Raw genomic sequence first — 16,180 nt, 5'->3', positions numbered from 1 at the left:
TGATGAAATGATGACTCTCTATTATTTCAAGATCACATTAGGTAGCAGGCATGTTCTCAAGGTTTTTTCATCTCATCTACAATCCAAGAGTGTTATTGGTCTTAGCTATCATAGTCGCTCTGGTCTTACTCTATGATTATGTCGCGCTACAAACCTTCTTCGTCATTATCGGTGTCTCCATAACCTGTCTGCTACTAGCATGGTTTGGCTACTACTGGTGGAAAAAGCGTAAAAAGGCGGCCGCTGAGCTCGCAGATTTAGTAGAAGACAATAACGATGAAGGCGCTAATAGTGTCAATAATAGTGCCGCTAAAGACGAGAATGCACAGGAAGTACAGGCCTTACGTCAGCAAATGCAAGACGCCATTAAGACCATTCGCAAGTCAAAAATTGGCGATCAAACTGGCAAAGCTGCACTATACGAGTTGCCATGGTATATGGTCATTGGTAACCCAGCAGCGGGTAAAAGCTCGGCGGTACTTCACTCTGGGCTAAAATTCCCGTTTATGGAAAAAACCAACAAGCTGTCGGTACAAGGTGTCGGCGGTACTCGTAACTGTGATTGGTTTTTTTCTACCGAAGGCATCCTACTCGATACCGCAGGGCGCTACTCCGCCTACGAAGATGACCGCTCAGAATGGCTGTCGTTTTTAAACCTATTGAAGAAGAACCGCCCCAAAGCGCCTATCAACGGTATTATTATCGCCGTTAGTATCGCTGAGCTTACCAAAAATGATCCCAGTTACGCACTGGATTTGGCTAAAAACTTGCGTAGCCGTGTGCAAGATTTAACAGAGCAATTAGAAGTTTATGCCCCCGTTTATGTGGTCTTCACAAAAATGGATTTGGTATCAGGCTTCCGTGACTTTTTTAATGATTACGAGCAAGAAGAACGCGGGCAAGTATGGGGCGCGACGATTCCCTACCCCGAAGACCCTGATAGCATCAATATCAGCGATGTGTTTGAAGAGCATTTTGGCGTGCTGGTCAACGGTCTAAAAGATCTTAGCACCACTAAGTTGTCTCTGCGTCACCAACGTACGGTATCTCCAAGTCTGATGACTTTTCCCATGGAGTTCCAGTCACTGCGTCCGATGATTAGAACACTGATGCACGCCTTATTCGAAGACAATCCTTTTCAGTTTAAGCCCATACTACGCGGATTTTATTTCACCAGTGCCTTACAAGAAGGGCAAGTCAGCAGTCAAATGACCTTGCAAATGGTGCAAAATTACGACCTGCAACCACCTGCAGTGCCTTTAAGTGCTCAGCAAGAAGCCGCTGACAAGCCTTACTTCTTGCATGATTTATTTTCTAAAGTCATCTTAAAAGACAAGCATTTGGTCAAACAACATAAAAACCGCAACAAGCGTAGCCATCGCGCGCTGGCCACCCTCGCCTCTGTGGTGGTGCTATGTACAGCGGTTGGTTTATGGACTTGGTCTTATGCCAATAACAAGCAATTGACTGAACGCGTAGAGGCTGACTTACAGCAAGTCGCGCTGATGCAAAAAAATGCTAATGGTGATTTGCAGTCGCAACTTGAGTCGCTTACTATCCTGCAAAGCCGAATAGAGCAACTCGAAGGCTACGACGAGGATCGTCCGTTGTCGCTGAGCTTTGGGTTATATCAAGGAGATAAGCTCAAGGAAAAACTGCTATCTGAATATTATAATGGTATAGGCATTATCGTGTTAGCGCCTACCAAGCAGAACATTGAAAGGTTTCTGACCGACGTCAATACGAATGCGGCAGATCTAAAAGTGCAGGAGGCAGCAACCTCAGCAGTCGAATCCGAAACCGTGAGTAACAACGCTTATATACAATCTGACCCTACCGACGTAGAGGATGCTTATAATGCGCTGAAAGCTTATCTGATGCTGGGCAATCATGAGCACTTAGAAACCAGCCATTTGAGCGATCAGATGACACGTTTTTGGCGCACTTGGCTTGAGTCCAACCGTGCTGATATGCCACGTGACAAGATGATTCGTCAGGCTGAGCGCATCTTAAGCTTTACGCTTGCTCATGTCGACGACCCCGCCTTTCCGTTGATTCAAAATGACTTGGGACTGGTGGATAAAACCCGTACGACGCTGTCTAAAGCCAGTAAAGGCCAGCCTGCCCGTGAGCGTGTCTATTCTGAGATTAAAATGCGCTCCTCTGCTCGCTTTCCATCGGTGACTGTCGCGCAAATTACTCAAGATAGTGCCAATGAAGTACTGCTAGGCAGCTATGTGATCTCCGGTACCTTTACCAAGCAAGCATGGGAATCGTTCGTAAGTGATGAGATTGATAGAGCTGCTACCAATAGAGTGGTTGCCGACGACTGGGTACTTGCGACCAGTAGCAAAGATGATTTGACGCTGACAGGCAGCCCTGAGCAAATACGTCAATATCTGGTCAATCGCTACAAGCAAGAGTACATCATTGAGTGGAAGCGCTTTTTATCACAGGTCTACATCCGTGATAGTAAAGGCTTCGACGATCATGCGCTCTTATTAAATCAGCTGTCTAACGCCACCGAATCACCGCTAAAAACACTATTTGAGACGGTAGATCGTCAGACCCAGTGGGACAATAAAGCCGCAAACCAACCCGCAGCGAATGGCTCCAACTCTCGGCGCTCATTTGTCAATTGGTTCAAGCAAACGATCCTGCGTCAAAGCCCAGCTGAGCTTCGTCAAGCAGAAGCGGCGATGAATAATGGCAGTAATAACAGTACTAATGAGGCGGCGGCCGTCCCTGCCAGCACCGGCATGGTAGCGCAGGAGTTCTCCTCAATACACAACCTAGTCACCCCAAGAGAGGACAATCAAGACTTATCGCTATTAGACAACTATTTGGCAAGCTTAGGAGATATTAGAACGCGGTTCAATAACATAGCCCGTAGCGATGATATCGGTCCTGATGCCTTGTTATTTGCTTCGCAAACGCTCAGCACTGAAGGCTCAGAGATGACCAAGTCCTTGCAGATATTAGATGAGCAAATACTTAGCCAAGCCAACTCTGAAATAAAACAGCTGGTACGTCCATTGCTAAGTGAACCACTAACTCGCTCATTTACGATGCTCCTCACCCCGACTAAGGCTGAGATTAATAAAGTCTGGCAAGCACAAGTATACAAACCCTTTTTGGATAACTTGGGCAATAAATATCCATTTACCGCCAATGCTAACTTGGAGGCAACCCCTGCTGAGATTGGACAATTCTTCGGGGAAGATGGCTATGTCGCCAAGTTCGTCAACGAAACCTTATCGCCTTTTATCATCCGCCGAGGCGACCAAATCTCAAGTAAAATTTGGAATGGTGCAGGCTTAGGTCTGAATCCTAAGTTCGTCGCTGATTTTGGCAGATATTTTGTCAACTATACCGGTGGCAATGCTGGAAGTTCGACAGGTGCCAGTGCTGGCACTGCGACGGCTAATCAAACCACATTCCAAATCATGCCTTTACCGGTTAGCGGTTTGACCGAATATACGATCGTCGTTGATGGACAGCAGCTGCGTTATCGTATGGGTACGCAAGCATGGACGACGTTTGTATGGCCAAATCCAAGTAGTCAACCAGGGGCCAGTATCAGAGCCAAAAACTACGATGGCAAGGATTACACCATATTTGAGGAAGCTGGTAGCTTTGGCGTTGAAAGACTGATCAATAGTGCTCGCCGCACTGAGCTTGGCGACAATATCTTTGAGATGGCATGGTCAGGTGATGGCATCACTATTCCGGTACGTTTTAGAATCATCAGTGGTAGCAGTAGCACAGCCAGTCAAGGGCGCTCTAACAACCCCTTTACTAGTATGAAACTCCCTAACGAGGTGATTGCCCTTGGGGTCACACGTACGGCAAGACCTGTTGCGGACAACAGTGCAGCGGCTAATACCCCTAATAGCAATAATGCTCGTGAATCAACCGGTCAAAATACTGAGCAAACGAGCACAGCCCCTCCAGTAGCAGGCGTGTTGAACTTGGCTCCTAGTACAGACGCCAATACAGGTGTCAACACCAGTGCTACCACGAGTAACGCTCAGAACACTGAGGACAATAGTGGCAATGGCACACAAACTGCCTCGTCTCCAACTACGGCTAACTCTGCGCCGCAGGAGCCAACGCCATGACTCCTGAATCACTACCCTTAGTTTATTTTGGCAAATTACCAGCTCGTGGAGATTTTATCAGGGCGCGCGCTCATATCGCTGAGACCAATGCGATTGATCAATGGGTCAGTCAAGCCTTGGCGATATCAGAAAACTTATTCAGTGATGCGAGTGACTCGTTGATAGACAGCCCACCGACGAGCAACATTGCTTTTTTGAACTTTAGTCACGTAGATACGGTATCTAACGAGATTATTACCGGCGTCCTGCTTCCTAGTCATGACAGTAGCCATAGAAACTATCCGCTTATCGGTTTTGGTGTGCTTCATCTCGATAAACCAAAAAGCTGGATGAACTATCTGCCCGTTAAGTCGTTAACGCTGTGGAATGAGACTTATGAAGTCCTGAGCGTGGCTAAATCTAAAACCAATAGCGCTGAGGTTATGGCGGGTCTGAACGACGGTCAGCTTACCGTCAATAAAAACGCCAGTACCCACTATTACGATTTTATCAATACCACCACATTGCACGACATCGCGATATTGATGAACATCAGTAAATCACAACTGATACAACAAATCATAGCCACAGGCTTGTTATTCTTACCGACTTATAGCAAAGGCTTTAGCGGTCTGAATAAAGCCATATACTGGACCCTGACCTCCGATAGAGAAAACGCCATACATATGGCGACTTTTTGGCATGATCTTATTAGCGGTTTTTATCAGCCACACCAGCTTTATCTGAATACGTATCTGTACCGAGTTTCGAGCTGCTACCGCCTACTATTGAGCTTTACCAAGCCGGATGGTCGCATGCTTAGCCAGCTGGCAAGTAGTGAGGACAGTCATCCCGATGATTGGGTAATCATTGCTCATAGTGACTGGACACAAAGCTATATCGATGAAGATATCGGCTTGACTCGGTTTAACAAAATATTGTTGCAAGATGACCTTTATCTGTACGATACTAGACAACTGTTTAAAAAAACCTTCTTGGCACAGTAGCTATTCGATAATTGGTCGTTAACAAGCATGCTCTCAATAACAGTAAGATTAAAAAAGGTATTTTTATGCTAGCCCAAGTCTCAACCATAATACCTAAATTAACACGTCGTAAAAAAAGCCTATTATTCGCAGCTGTTACTTTGTCTATGAGTGCGGCGGTGTTTGCGGCTCATAATGACGCTCATATTAATAATAGCCCTGAAGATGTGCCCGTGGTTATTAAAGGTGTCGTGGCTACCAGCTCGGATAAGCAGCAACTCCTTGAAAAGCTAAAGGCGCAATACCCTAACAAGCCCGTCAGAGATGAGATCGAAGTGCGTTCTAACATTAGCATACCGACCAACTGGCAACAGGTAGCGACCGCTATTATCGATAGTGATATCTCCAATATCCGTCAGGGTCGTATTGATATTCATGGGACTACCATTAGCTTGCATGGCAAGGTGAGCAGCATTGAGCAAAAGCAAGCCATCCAAAACCGGATACACACGCGCCTCACCGATCTTTACCAATTAGAAAATCAATTGGTCGTCGTAGAAGGTGAGCAGCGACTTATCGATGACACCTTGGGTAACCGTATCGTCGAGTTTGAATCCGGCAGCGCGAAGTTGACCTCCTTGGGTCTGGGTATTCTAGACGATATGGCTGGCGTCCTGCAGCGTGTTGGCGATAAACCAGTGACCATCATTGGACATACCGACAATGTGGGCAACCCAAGCGCCAATCTGGTCTTATCTAACAAGCGTGCCGAAGCGGTTAAGCAATACCTCATCGGTCGTAACATTGATGCGGCCCGTCTAAGTACCGCTGGTAAAGGTGACGCTGATCCTATCGCGAGTAATGACAATGAAGAAGGACGCACTCGTAACCGCCGGATCGAATTTACCCTTGGTGAATAACGCTGCTATATACGTTGATTGTGGCAGCTAAGCACTGATGCTTATGATGCCGTCTCTGACACAAGAGGGACTACCCCTATGTTACGCTTGACCAACACCGTGCTTCCGATGCACCCTGATAGGCTGTATGCGATTGAAGGCAATAGCCAAGCCCCTTACGCCAGTGCTCGACAAGATATGGCGGCTCACCGAGCGTGGCTACAGAAACTGACTCACGCTCATGAGGAAGCGCACATCATCGCTCAGCTAAACCCGAACGGCTGTCACCAGCACGAGCAGCACGGTATTGATACCTATCTATTACACGTCTATATCCATGAGCGCCATCATCCCCCTTTCACACCGTTGACGGCTTTAATCGGTAGTGCATTAACCTTGAGCTTTGATACGCCGAGCGGATTGACCTATCGTCATCTCTATATCACAGCCATTCGTCAATTGGATCATGATGGCAGTTATGGCTATTACCGTCTGCTGGCACAGCCGATTACCTATCGCTTGCATCAGCATCTACACAGTCAAATAGACACCAATTTATCTGTTCTCACTATGGTCTCAGAGCGCCTCAGCACACTAGATGTGGACGTGGTCGATGACAGCAGCAACGGTGAAAATGATACGAACTGGATACCCGCTCGTATGACTCAGTGGCAAATGAGTCACTGGTCACATATTTGTGAGCGCCTCGCGCGTCAAGGGCTGACGGCTTATCTGCGCCATGAGCAAACAGACGATCACAGCCTGCCAAAGCTCATTATCACCTCCGCCCATCCCAGCGATAGCGATGGCGTCAGCCTAAATATTGGCGCATTACGCTATCAACAAATATTACACGACCGTGTCCATGCGCCTGTCTTGGCCATCAGTGAGCAGGTCATCACCCAACCAAACTCAGTAACGATGCAGCGTTTCAATGCAGCAAATGTCGCACACCCAACCCAGTCAGCCGATATTGCGACGAGCAATAATGGGGATAAAGAAAACAATCAAACGAGTAGTCATTCACTCACTTTAGACAGCCCAGCCGCCTTTGCACCAGTAACCGATACCGAAACTATAGATGAGGCAAGCATAGTCGCTAACAGCCATCAAAGCAGATATAGCGTCTATCACGCCCTCGCCCATGCTACGGATTTGTGTGTTGCTGATACTTTTATGCTTGTTGATCACAGTGCGCTCAATCAACACTACCGCGCTACCCATATCGTTCATTTGGCACGCAATAGTCTGGCACATGTGACTGGACTCACCATAAGCCGCCGCCATCATCAGCGCCATGCTTCCAGTTTAGAAGCTGGCATTCACTTAACCCAGCTGAGCCTCATTACCGCTGATACTCCATGGGTCGGTCCTCTATACAGCAGACAGGCTCTGCCACCGATGACAGGAATTACGGACAATCAAAGCGATACAGACAGTCGCAACCATATGACCCCGACCAAAAGCTACTTACTGGATAGTCCAGCCCAGCCTATCAATCGCCTTGAAGCACAAGCTGGCGCTAACTATGGCACACACTTCACCCATCGAGCGGACGACCAAACCCTGATGCAGTCTATCGGTGATAGCGAGCATCTGATTAATACGGGTAGCTTATTATCATCGAGTCGCCCTAGCCTATTTGCCACGGACAATGAACAAGCGGTTGAAAGCGGTTATCGCAACACGGGCAACGGTTTATCGGAATGGATCACTGACCATCGTACAGAAAAAGCTTACTCTCAGCTAAAAATAGACAGTGCTGGGATATCTGCCAGTCTAAAGATGGGGGTCATCAATCCATCAGACACCGCCAAGCGTCGAGGCATCAATGCGGCTACCAACGCCCAAGTTAATATCAAATCAGGTGAAGCCTTAGCCCTTTCCACTCAAGCACAAACCCACGCGCAAGTCCAAGAGCACAATTATCAACATCATACCCCGACCCTCACCCAAACTGGTCTTGGCGGTCAGCATTTAGCCGAACGTTTAACACAATTGGCAACAGGGCTTGGACGTCATGTCAATGACCACAAAGCGATTAAGACGCAACTTGAGACTATCGCTAAAGAACAGCAAACCAAAACTCATCAAACAATGCCATTCACGCTAATCGACAGCGCAGCAGACAGTAGCTACGTCAGTGACGATACGCTGATTCATAGAAGCATGGGTGAGATGATCACCACCACCCAGCAAGATATGCTAACTAGTAGTAGCGATAGCCATAACCAAGTCAGCAGCGAGTCACTCAATATAATAGTCGATGGTCAATTTAGCATGACCAATGTGAAAGAAAATATCACCCTTTCTGCGCACACAGGAAAACTGGAAGCCACGGCAAAACAAGAGGTGAATATCGCCTCCTCCACCAAAGAGGTTGAAATAGTCGCAGCGAATAAGATTACGCTGACGGCTGGTGGTGCGAGTATTACACTTGATGGCACAGATATTACAATTACGGCTAAGCAGTTTACGGAGAAAGGCGGTAAGCATAGTAAGGCTGGTGGTGGTTTGGATGGGCTGGGATTGGCAGGGTTGCCGAGTTTGATAGCTGGTGCGATGTTTAAAGCGCAATTTAAGTTTGCTGACGATGATGATATTCCCTATGCCAACACATCATATATTGCTATTAATGAAAATACAAAAGAGACTTTTGAAGGCATAACTGATGCTGAGGGAAATACGGAAACTTTCTTTAGCTCTAACTCTGATGAGATTAAGGTTCATTTGAAATTAGATAACTACACTGCTCAGTTTAGGTTTGCTGACGATGATGATATTCCCTATAGTTTCGTTGATTATATTGCGCAGGCTGAAATAACGGGGGAAGTGTTTGAAGGTACGACTGATGAAGGCGGTTTGACAGAAGCTATTTACACTTCGATTAAACAAGAAATTAAAGTCCATTTAAAGACCATTTAAAGACCGAAATAAATAAGGAATAACAGATGCCTGTAGATGATCCATTTGCAGTATTAAGAGGTCGAGACCGAGTATCAAGCTCACAAACTTTAGAAGTTCACAAGCTTACTCAAACTAATATTAGTAGAGTCAGAAAATGTCACTGTGCTTTACCATATGCTGATGAGTTTAAAAAATACTATTTATTTTATGACAGATATACAGGAGCACAGTCATGGGAAAAAATTGGTGGAAACATAAACAAAGAGTATGGAATAAACGGACCTAACGGAACTCAAAATTCCTGCGCTGCCAGAGTCAGTTATGGTTTGAACTACGCAGGAAAACCAATAAAAGCTAATGCGCCAGGTTCAAATAAAAACTTTTCCGATAATAAAAGATACATAATTTCTGCTCTTAAAATGAACCAGTATTTAAAACAGATAGCGGGCAAGCCAGATTTCACACTTACAAATACAGATGATTTCTATAAATTGAAATCAGCTTTAACACATGAAGATGTTTTTATTATGGCTAAATCAGGGCATGCCACTGTTGTTACAATGAATTATCAGGATGATTATGCATTGGGTTACCTTGGAGATGTTTGGCTTTTACCGACCAAAAAGTGTCACTGTGGATAATATATGAAAAATTCAATATTACTATCATCAATTCTACTACTTGGATGCGGAGCGACTGAATCTATAGATGAAAAGTTGAATGCTGATATGAATGGCAATGATTTGAAAAATCAATCTAATACTGAAAGCTCTTCCAAACTATCAATTGACTCAGATAACCTTCTATCTAATAAAATAGAAACCTCTGATCTAAATAATGATAGCTCTAAACTATTAGCAAACTCAGATATTCAGGATTATAATTCACAAACATCTTTAGATAATATCCTAAATTCAGATGATCCTAGAGAAGTAGTTTATTTAGTTCATCCAACTAAAGAAATGTTAGTTTACTGTTATCATGACGTAAGGTCTGAATGCTATATTGAAGGAGTACATGATAGTCAGTTTTTTAAATACGACATTTCTCAAGTCGAAGGCCAAAACAAAGGTAAACTGACTTCTCCAGGAAACCCTATTGATTCAGCTAAAACGACGCCAATGAAGTGGTTAACTATAAATAATGAATACGCTCAGGTACTGATGACTTCAAAGATAATGTTGAACTCACAACAATACACCTTGCATGAGCCTCTTGTTATTTATTATAAAAATGGAATGATGGTTAGATAATTAATTTATGTTTAAAAAAATATTTAGCAATTGGTTCTTTTTTAGTTTTATGCTTCTAACTACTGCCTGCCAAGCAAAAAAAGAGGTTATCATCTCCCCTCATGCTTATGTTTCAGTAGAAGAAAGTCCTGAAACCTTTAAGAAAAATAATGAAAGCATTAAAAAGTATTGGAGATTCAATGATAATCCGCTCAATATTGGCAGCTTAGGCGTTACTTTTTACGAAATTAACTTTCCATCTAACGATGGGACTGCTACCTTTAACTACCCTAACGTTCCATCACTTACTGTTGATAATGTGGGTATGACCTCAGGCTTCTATATTCATGATAAACCTAAACGAGGCATACAGTCGGTTCGAATTGATTTTTTCGTCCCTAACTCTCAAGGCAGCTATGGTGTTACGAAAAAAGATGCCTATGTCGCCATGCAAAAGTTGTTTAAACAGCTCGAAGAGCAAGGTTGGCAGGATGATCATCGAATTGATGACCCTCGTATATCTGTTCAAGATAGTTATACTTACGGTACTAGTGAAAATGTCTCAGATAACTTTATAAACTATCAATACCCTTTAACCTTAGATCAGTTCAAGAAACTACCTAGCTTGCAATTTTGGGATCTACGAAACGGTAATGATGTTTTTTTAGATATTACTATGCAATACAACTTTGAAGAAAAGATTAACAATTACGTTTATATGATCAGCTTAGATTTTAGCTCCGAAGAAATTCATATCAACAGCTATCTCAGTTATGACAATCCAGACGATACTTTGGAATCAACTTTTACAAAGGCTTATCCAGACTTGCCTACATCTAGGTTATACGCTGAAACCCAAGCTTTAGAAACAGGTCTAAAAATCCAGCAAAACCAACCTGACTATACTTTACCACTAGTACTTAAAGAAACAGGCATAGATACTAGTGAGTTTGTCTCTATCGACCCTTACAAAATAACTTATGAAGAGTTTATTAAGCGTCAAGAGGCTGGAGAAGACTTGACGCCCTATTATGAAAATAAAACCAAGCCTAATAAACCCGAAATCACCAGTCAAGCGAAAGGCCGCTGCCTAGCTGGTCAGCCCTGCCCTAAATCAGGCTACTGGTTCACGCAAGCAAAATCTGATAGTCGTGCTTACTTTAAGCAAGACGACATCATGCCGGATTACCCTAATAACCAATGGGGTGAAGTCATTTGGCAGTTTGATGGTGAAAAAGGGTAGTTTTTAATATTTCATTCTAAACCACCTTTGGGTGGTTTTTTATATTTATTACTCTCCACTCAAGCTCAAACCCACGCGCAATCTGGACAACACAATCACCAACAGCACACCCCGACTCTGACTCAAACCGCATTGGGTGGTCTAACCCCTTTCGTTTGATCCCTCAGTATACTTTTTGAGGTGCCATTTAAGTTTTACTGCATTTGCCAATCAAACGGCATTTGATGATGACCACGTAACGCCATCATTAGCGTCTGTTGCATCTGCGCCAATACTTCTTTGGTATACGGTATAGCAGGGACACCCCATACTGGATTTGGCCATTGCATATCGTTCTGATAACGGACGATATGATGGAAATGTAGCTGCGGTACTTGATTGCCCAGTGCTGCCACGTTCATTTTGTCGGCTTGGAAGGTCTTGGCCAGTTGGCTTGATAACCAGCTCGACTCACGCAAAAACTGCACTTGGTCTGCCTCAGACAGCTCATATAACTCTTTGATGCCTGATACTCGTGGCACCAATATCAACCAAGGAAACTGGCAATCATTAATTAGACGACAAGTCGATAAAGGGAAATCCCCCACTAAGAAACTATCAGCAGCAAGTTTATGATGAAGTTGGAACATAATGACGGTTCTCTTGTTATGACGCTTGAATAAAAGGAAATGAATTAAAAACTTAATGGGTTATAGCCAGTTCAATATTAAAAAGATACGACAAATAAAGCATCCAGCTGGGATGATTTTTAGAGTGAATCGACTGTATAAAAATAATAGGCTAAATATAGAATGTCGCTATTTTATCAGTTATCCAGTTGATAAAATAGCACCATGACTGATTGCCTTGGAATGTTCGTTTGGCGTAGCATAGTTGACGCCTGTACCTGCTAAGCCGTTGCTTAGAACAAAGCAAAGCTAAACAGGCTCTGTCACCATATGCTCACTAAAGTAGCGTAATAGCTCTTGGATCACAGTGACGCGCTGCTGCGGTGTTGCCAGTTTATCGGCATCTTGGTAACGAATACCAGAAGCACCATTCATACGATAGCGCTGACCATTGCTCTGAATCAGTTTAATAATCGCTAACGCATCAACAGGTGTATCAGGCGCAAATTCCAACGTCATACTATTACTATTGGCATCAATTTTATTAATCTTTAGTGGCTCGGCTTGTATACGCAGTCCGTGAATGGCAAAAAGCTGCTTGGTTTGATCGGGTAATATACCAAAACGGTCAATCATTTCGGTACGGATATCAGTGAGCGCTTCTTTATCATCGGCATTACTGATACGTTTATAAAACAACAAACGCTGATGCACATCGTGTAAATACTCTTCTGGTATCAATGCCGAGCTATGCAGATTAATTTCGCTAGTCAGTGACAATGGCGTACTCAAATCAGGCTCTTTACCCGCTTTAATCGCTTTGGTCGCGCGCTCCAGCATGTCCATATATAAACTGAAGCCAATCGCCTGCATATTACCGCTTTGCTGCTTGCCAAGTATCTCACCAGCCCCGCGAATCTCTAAATCTTCACTTGCCAGCATAAAACCTGCACCCAGCGTATTGGCGCGTTCAATGGCATGTAAGCGTCGCTTGGCATCGCCTTTGAGACCTTTAATAGACGGTACAAGTAAGTAACAATATGCTTGATGATGGCTACGACCAACTCGACCACGCAGCTGATGCAATTGCGCCAAGCCAAACTTGTCAGCGCGCTCAATGATAATGGTATTGGCATTGGGCACATCAATACCGGTTTCAATAATAGTCGAGCATATCAGGACGTTGAATTTTTTATGATAATACTGCTGCATTACTTGTTCAAGTTGGCGCTCTTGCATCTGTCCATGAGCGACCCCCACTCGCGCCTCTGGTACTAGCTCGCGAATGGTCTCAGCCATACGCTCGATACTGGCAACATCGTTATGAAGCAAATACACCTGTCCCCCACGCAGTAACTCGCGCAAGATAGCCTCTTTCATTAATGCTTCTGTTTTTTGCATGACAAAGGTTTTAATCGCCAGACGACGAGCAGGCGGCGTAGCAATAATCGACATATCACGCATACCGGAGAGCGCCATATTAAGCGTTCTAGGGATTGGGGTCGCTGTCATCGACATACTATCTACATCGGTCTGAATGGCCTTGATACGCTCCTTATGACGCACACCGAAGCGATGCTCTTCATCGACAATCATCAGGCCCAAATTAGAAAACTTCACATCGGGCTGTAATAACTTATGAGTGCCGATAACAATATCAACTTTACCAGCCGTCAAGTCAGCCAATACCGTATCTTGATGCTTTTTACCGCCAAAACGCGACAGCGTTTCGACTCGTACCGGCCAATCAGCAAAGCGATCGCGAAAATTGTCTTCATGCTGACCTGCCAGCAAAGTCGTCGGTACCAATACGGCTACTTGATAGCCAGCACTAACCGCGATGAATGCAGCGCGCATAGCGACTTCAGTTTTACCAAAACCCACATCACCGCAGATAAGGCGATCCATTGGTTGGTTTTGCCTCATGTCCTCCATAACGGCATGGATAGCATTGGCTTGATCAGGTGTTTCTTCAAAAGCAAATTGACTGGCAAACAGCTCATACTGTGACGAGTCGATTTTAAAATGAATACCGACTTTAGCTTCACGCCTTGCTTGCATATTGAGCAGTTCAGCAGCAACATCGTGAATTTGCTCCAAAGCTTTTTGCTTGGCTTTGTCCCATTTGCCGCTGCCGATTTTATGCAATGGCGCAAGTGCAGGATCACCGCCACTATAACGGCTGATCATTTGTAGATTGGCGACTGGCACATAAATACTAGCATCATCAGCGTATTTCAAATGAATAAACTCTTGCTCGCCATCACCCACATCTAGTGTAATCAGACCATTATAGCGACCGATACCGTGCTCGATATGCACCACAGGGCTGCCTTCGGTTATCTCGGTGACACTCTTAACCAAAAACTCTTCTGATACACCGCTTTGACGACGGCGACGCGTTTGCAGTACTTGCCGACCAAATAATTGTGTCTCACTAATCAATACCAAACGCTCAGGGACATATACCCCGCGTTCAATGGGTGCAACGGTTAGCCCAACCTGCGGCAGATTTTTAGCATTAAGCCCAGTAGTTTTGTCAGCTGCTAAAAACGCCTCAAAGCTATCATAAGCTTTGATGTCTATTTTACCTTTAAACAGCTCAATGAGAATCTCACGGCGACCTGCTGTTTCGGCAACGATTAATACTGGTGTCGCCGTTTGCGCTTGTAGCACTAAAAATTCTAATAACTCTGTGAGAGGTTCAGCTTTTTGATGGTTCACTGATAATTGCGGTGGCTCTAGCGCGCTTAACGTCACCAAGCCTTGCTGTTTATTTGCTGCAAGTGGCAGTTGTGGCTGTAAATCTGACTGTTGTTCAACCTCTAACAATGAAGCATCTTCTAATAACGCATCATCGCTATCAATCGCAGCGACATCGGTCATGGTAGCCAGCTCATTGCGCGCACTTAAAATCACGCGTGGATAGTGGTTGAGGTGTTCGTTTAAAGTATTTGATAATAAATACAACAATTCAGGGGCGACAATAGGCTTGTCAATATCATGACGACGCTCTTCATAACGGCGCTGAATCTGTGACCAGTAATCTGCTTGCTTTTCGTTAATTAGCTCATCTGTTATAAATAAGGCATCGCTTGGCAAATAGGCAAATAAGCTACTCTCCGCCTCCCAATCCTTTAAATCAAAAAATAATGGTTGGTAGTATTCTAATCCGCTACTGGCGATACCTGCCATCACATCTTTATGCAGCTCAAACTTACGACTACTGGCACTAGGGAACATGGCAGCAAAGTTGGTGCGGAAAGTCTCACGCCCTTCATCGAGCGGAAACTCTTTCGCCGGTAGGATTTGAAATTGCTGGATAGGCTTTGAGATATCTGGCAGTTTATGCAGTAGCGATAGTGACTCTTTGCCCATGCTACTATCATTGCCACTCATCATCGTTTTAAGGTCATCAACGGTCAACGTCCGCTGGGTCTGCGGATTAAAGAAGCGAATGGTCTCAATTTCATCGTCAAACAGATCTAGACGTAGCGGAAACGGCTGACCCATCGCAAAGATATCAATGATGCTACCGCGTACGGCAAATTCGCCCGGCTCAAAGACATTCTCAACTGCACGGTAACCTGCCTTTGCCAATAGACCACGTTGAGTGTTGATATTAAATCGATCACCCACACTCAAATCAAAATGCTGCCCTATCAGCCAGCTTGGCGGTGCGACCCGATGCATCAAAGCTTGAACCGAGATGAGCAGCACCCCTGTCGTTGGCATATCGGTTAATAGATTGATACGCTCACTGACAATATCTTGATGCGGGGACAGCTCATCATAAGTCAATGTCTCCCAATCGGGGAACACATAAGCATCGACCCCGCAAAATGCCAATTCCGTCTCTATCTGATTGAGCTGGTTTTGGTCACGGGTTACCACAACCTTCAAACGGTCAGCAACATTCCATAGCGGCGTTTGTACTAGACTTGCCAGCCATAAACTGCTGACAGCCCCATGCACAGGAGCCAGCCAACGCCGCTGGGCATTTTGGATAGGAAACAACTGCTGGTTAATCGGGTCAAAGGCGTCAGTCAAAGCAGTGATAGGCATAAAGGATAGGATCAATGTTAAGAGTCAGAAAGCTATTATACGAATATTTCAGCAATTACCAAAATTTATGCCGTAACGGTTTGTCACTTAGCATTTTTATTAAAAAACCAACAGCTAAATAGTTGATAAAAATAGTATTC

At 44.5% G+C, this 16,180-nt stretch carries 9 protein-coding genes; 7 read left to right on the top strand and 2 right to left on the bottom strand.

Features of this window, described 5'->3' with window-relative positions:
• Positions 1-50 precede the first annotated feature (50 nt).
• From tssM to ACTQ9T_RS02730, 7 genes are all read left to right on the top strand, one after another.
• Positions 51-4,121, top strand: a complete 4,071-nt coding sequence (gene tssM, locus ACTQ9T_RS02760; protein ID WP_440463995.1) for a type VI secretion system membrane subunit TssM — start codon at positions 51-53, stop codon at positions 4,119-4,121.
• Positions 4,118-5,107 carry a type VI secretion system-associated protein TagF gene (tagF, locus tag ACTQ9T_RS02755; RefSeq protein ID WP_440463994.1) on the top strand — a complete coding sequence of 330 codons (990 nt, stop codon included), beginning with the start codon at positions 4,118-4,120 and terminating at the stop codon, positions 5,105-5,107. The genes tssM and tagF overlap by 4 nt, the downstream gene beginning before the upstream one ends.
• Before the next feature lie 65 nt (positions 5,108-5,172).
• Entirely contained in the window at positions 5,173-6,006 is an 834-nt protein-coding gene (locus tag ACTQ9T_RS02750; protein WP_194619003.1) for an OmpA family protein, read from the top strand.
• Between the two features lie 78 nt (positions 6,007-6,084).
• Positions 6,085-8,910, top strand: coding sequence for a DUF2345 domain-containing protein (locus ACTQ9T_RS02745; RefSeq protein ID WP_440463993.1), 2,826 nt, complete (start codon positions 6,085-6,087; stop codon positions 8,908-8,910).
• Positions 8,911-8,936: 26 nt separating this feature from the next.
• On the top strand, positions 8,937-9,533 hold the full coding sequence (locus ACTQ9T_RS02740) for a T6SS effector amidase Tae4 family protein (RefSeq protein ID WP_201578609.1): 597 nt from the start codon (positions 8,937-8,939) through the stop codon (positions 9,531-9,533).
• Between the two features lie 3 nt (positions 9,534-9,536).
• Complete coding sequence (locus tag ACTQ9T_RS02735; RefSeq protein ID WP_440463992.1) at positions 9,537-10,145, top strand: hypothetical protein; 609 nt, start codon at positions 9,537-9,539, stop codon at positions 10,143-10,145.
• 7 nt (positions 10,146-10,152) lie between these two features.
• A complete protein-coding gene (locus ACTQ9T_RS02730; RefSeq protein WP_440463991.1) occupies positions 10,153-11,367 on the top strand; it encodes a hypothetical protein in 1,215 nt (404 codons plus the stop codon).
• A 194-nt stretch (positions 11,368-11,561) separates the two neighbouring features.
• On the opposite strand, the gene ACTQ9T_RS02725 is transcribed toward ACTQ9T_RS02730, so the two are convergent.
• Both ACTQ9T_RS02725 and mfd read right to left on the bottom strand, forming a co-directional pair.
• Positions 11,562-11,996, bottom strand: coding sequence for an HIT domain-containing protein (locus ACTQ9T_RS02725; protein WP_010200089.1), 435 nt, complete (start codon positions 11,994-11,996; stop codon positions 11,562-11,564).
• Positions 11,997-12,284: 288 nt separating this feature from the next.
• Complete coding sequence (mfd, locus tag ACTQ9T_RS02720; RefSeq protein WP_439293430.1) at positions 12,285-16,040, bottom strand: transcription-repair coupling factor; 3,756 nt, start codon at positions 16,038-16,040, stop codon at positions 12,285-12,287.
• Between the last annotated feature and the right edge of the window lie 140 nt (positions 16,041-16,180).

It is taken from the genome of Psychrobacter sp. ASPA161_6 (genome assembly GCF_051970285.1).
GTDB lineage: Bacteria > Pseudomonadota > Gammaproteobacteria > Pseudomonadales > Moraxellaceae > Psychrobacter > Psychrobacter glaciei.
This window is presented reverse-complemented; position numbering and strand designations above follow the sequence as displayed.

Bases quoted from the DNA above. Each gene is read 5' to 3' on its own strand.
- tssM (WP_440463995.1), top strand. From the start codon at position 51: ATGTTCTCAAGGTTTTTTCATCTCATCTACAATCCAAGAGTGTTATTG.
- tagF (WP_440463994.1), top strand. From the start codon at position 4,118: ATGACTCCTGAATCACTACCCTTAGTTTATTTTGGCAAATTACCAGCT.
- ACTQ9T_RS02750 (WP_194619003.1), top strand. From the start codon at position 5,173: ATGCTAGCCCAAGTCTCAACCATAATACCTAAATTAACACGTCGTAAA.
- ACTQ9T_RS02745 (WP_440463993.1), top strand. From the start codon at position 6,085: ATGTTACGCTTGACCAACACCGTGCTTCCGATGCACCCTGATAGGCTG.
- ACTQ9T_RS02740 (WP_201578609.1), top strand. From the start codon at position 8,937: ATGCCTGTAGATGATCCATTTGCAGTATTAAGAGGTCGAGACCGAGTA.
- ACTQ9T_RS02735 (WP_440463992.1), top strand. From the start codon at position 9,537: ATGAAAAATTCAATATTACTATCATCAATTCTACTACTTGGATGCGGA.
- ACTQ9T_RS02730 (WP_440463991.1), top strand. From the start codon at position 10,153: ATGTTTAAAAAAATATTTAGCAATTGGTTCTTTTTTAGTTTTATGCTT.
- ACTQ9T_RS02725 (WP_010200089.1), bottom strand. From the start codon at position 11,996: ATGTTCCAACTTCATCATAAACTTGCTGCTGATAGTTTCTTAGTGGGG.
- mfd (WP_439293430.1), bottom strand. From the start codon at position 16,040: ATGCCTATCACTGCTTTGACTGACGCCTTTGACCCGATTAACCAGCAG.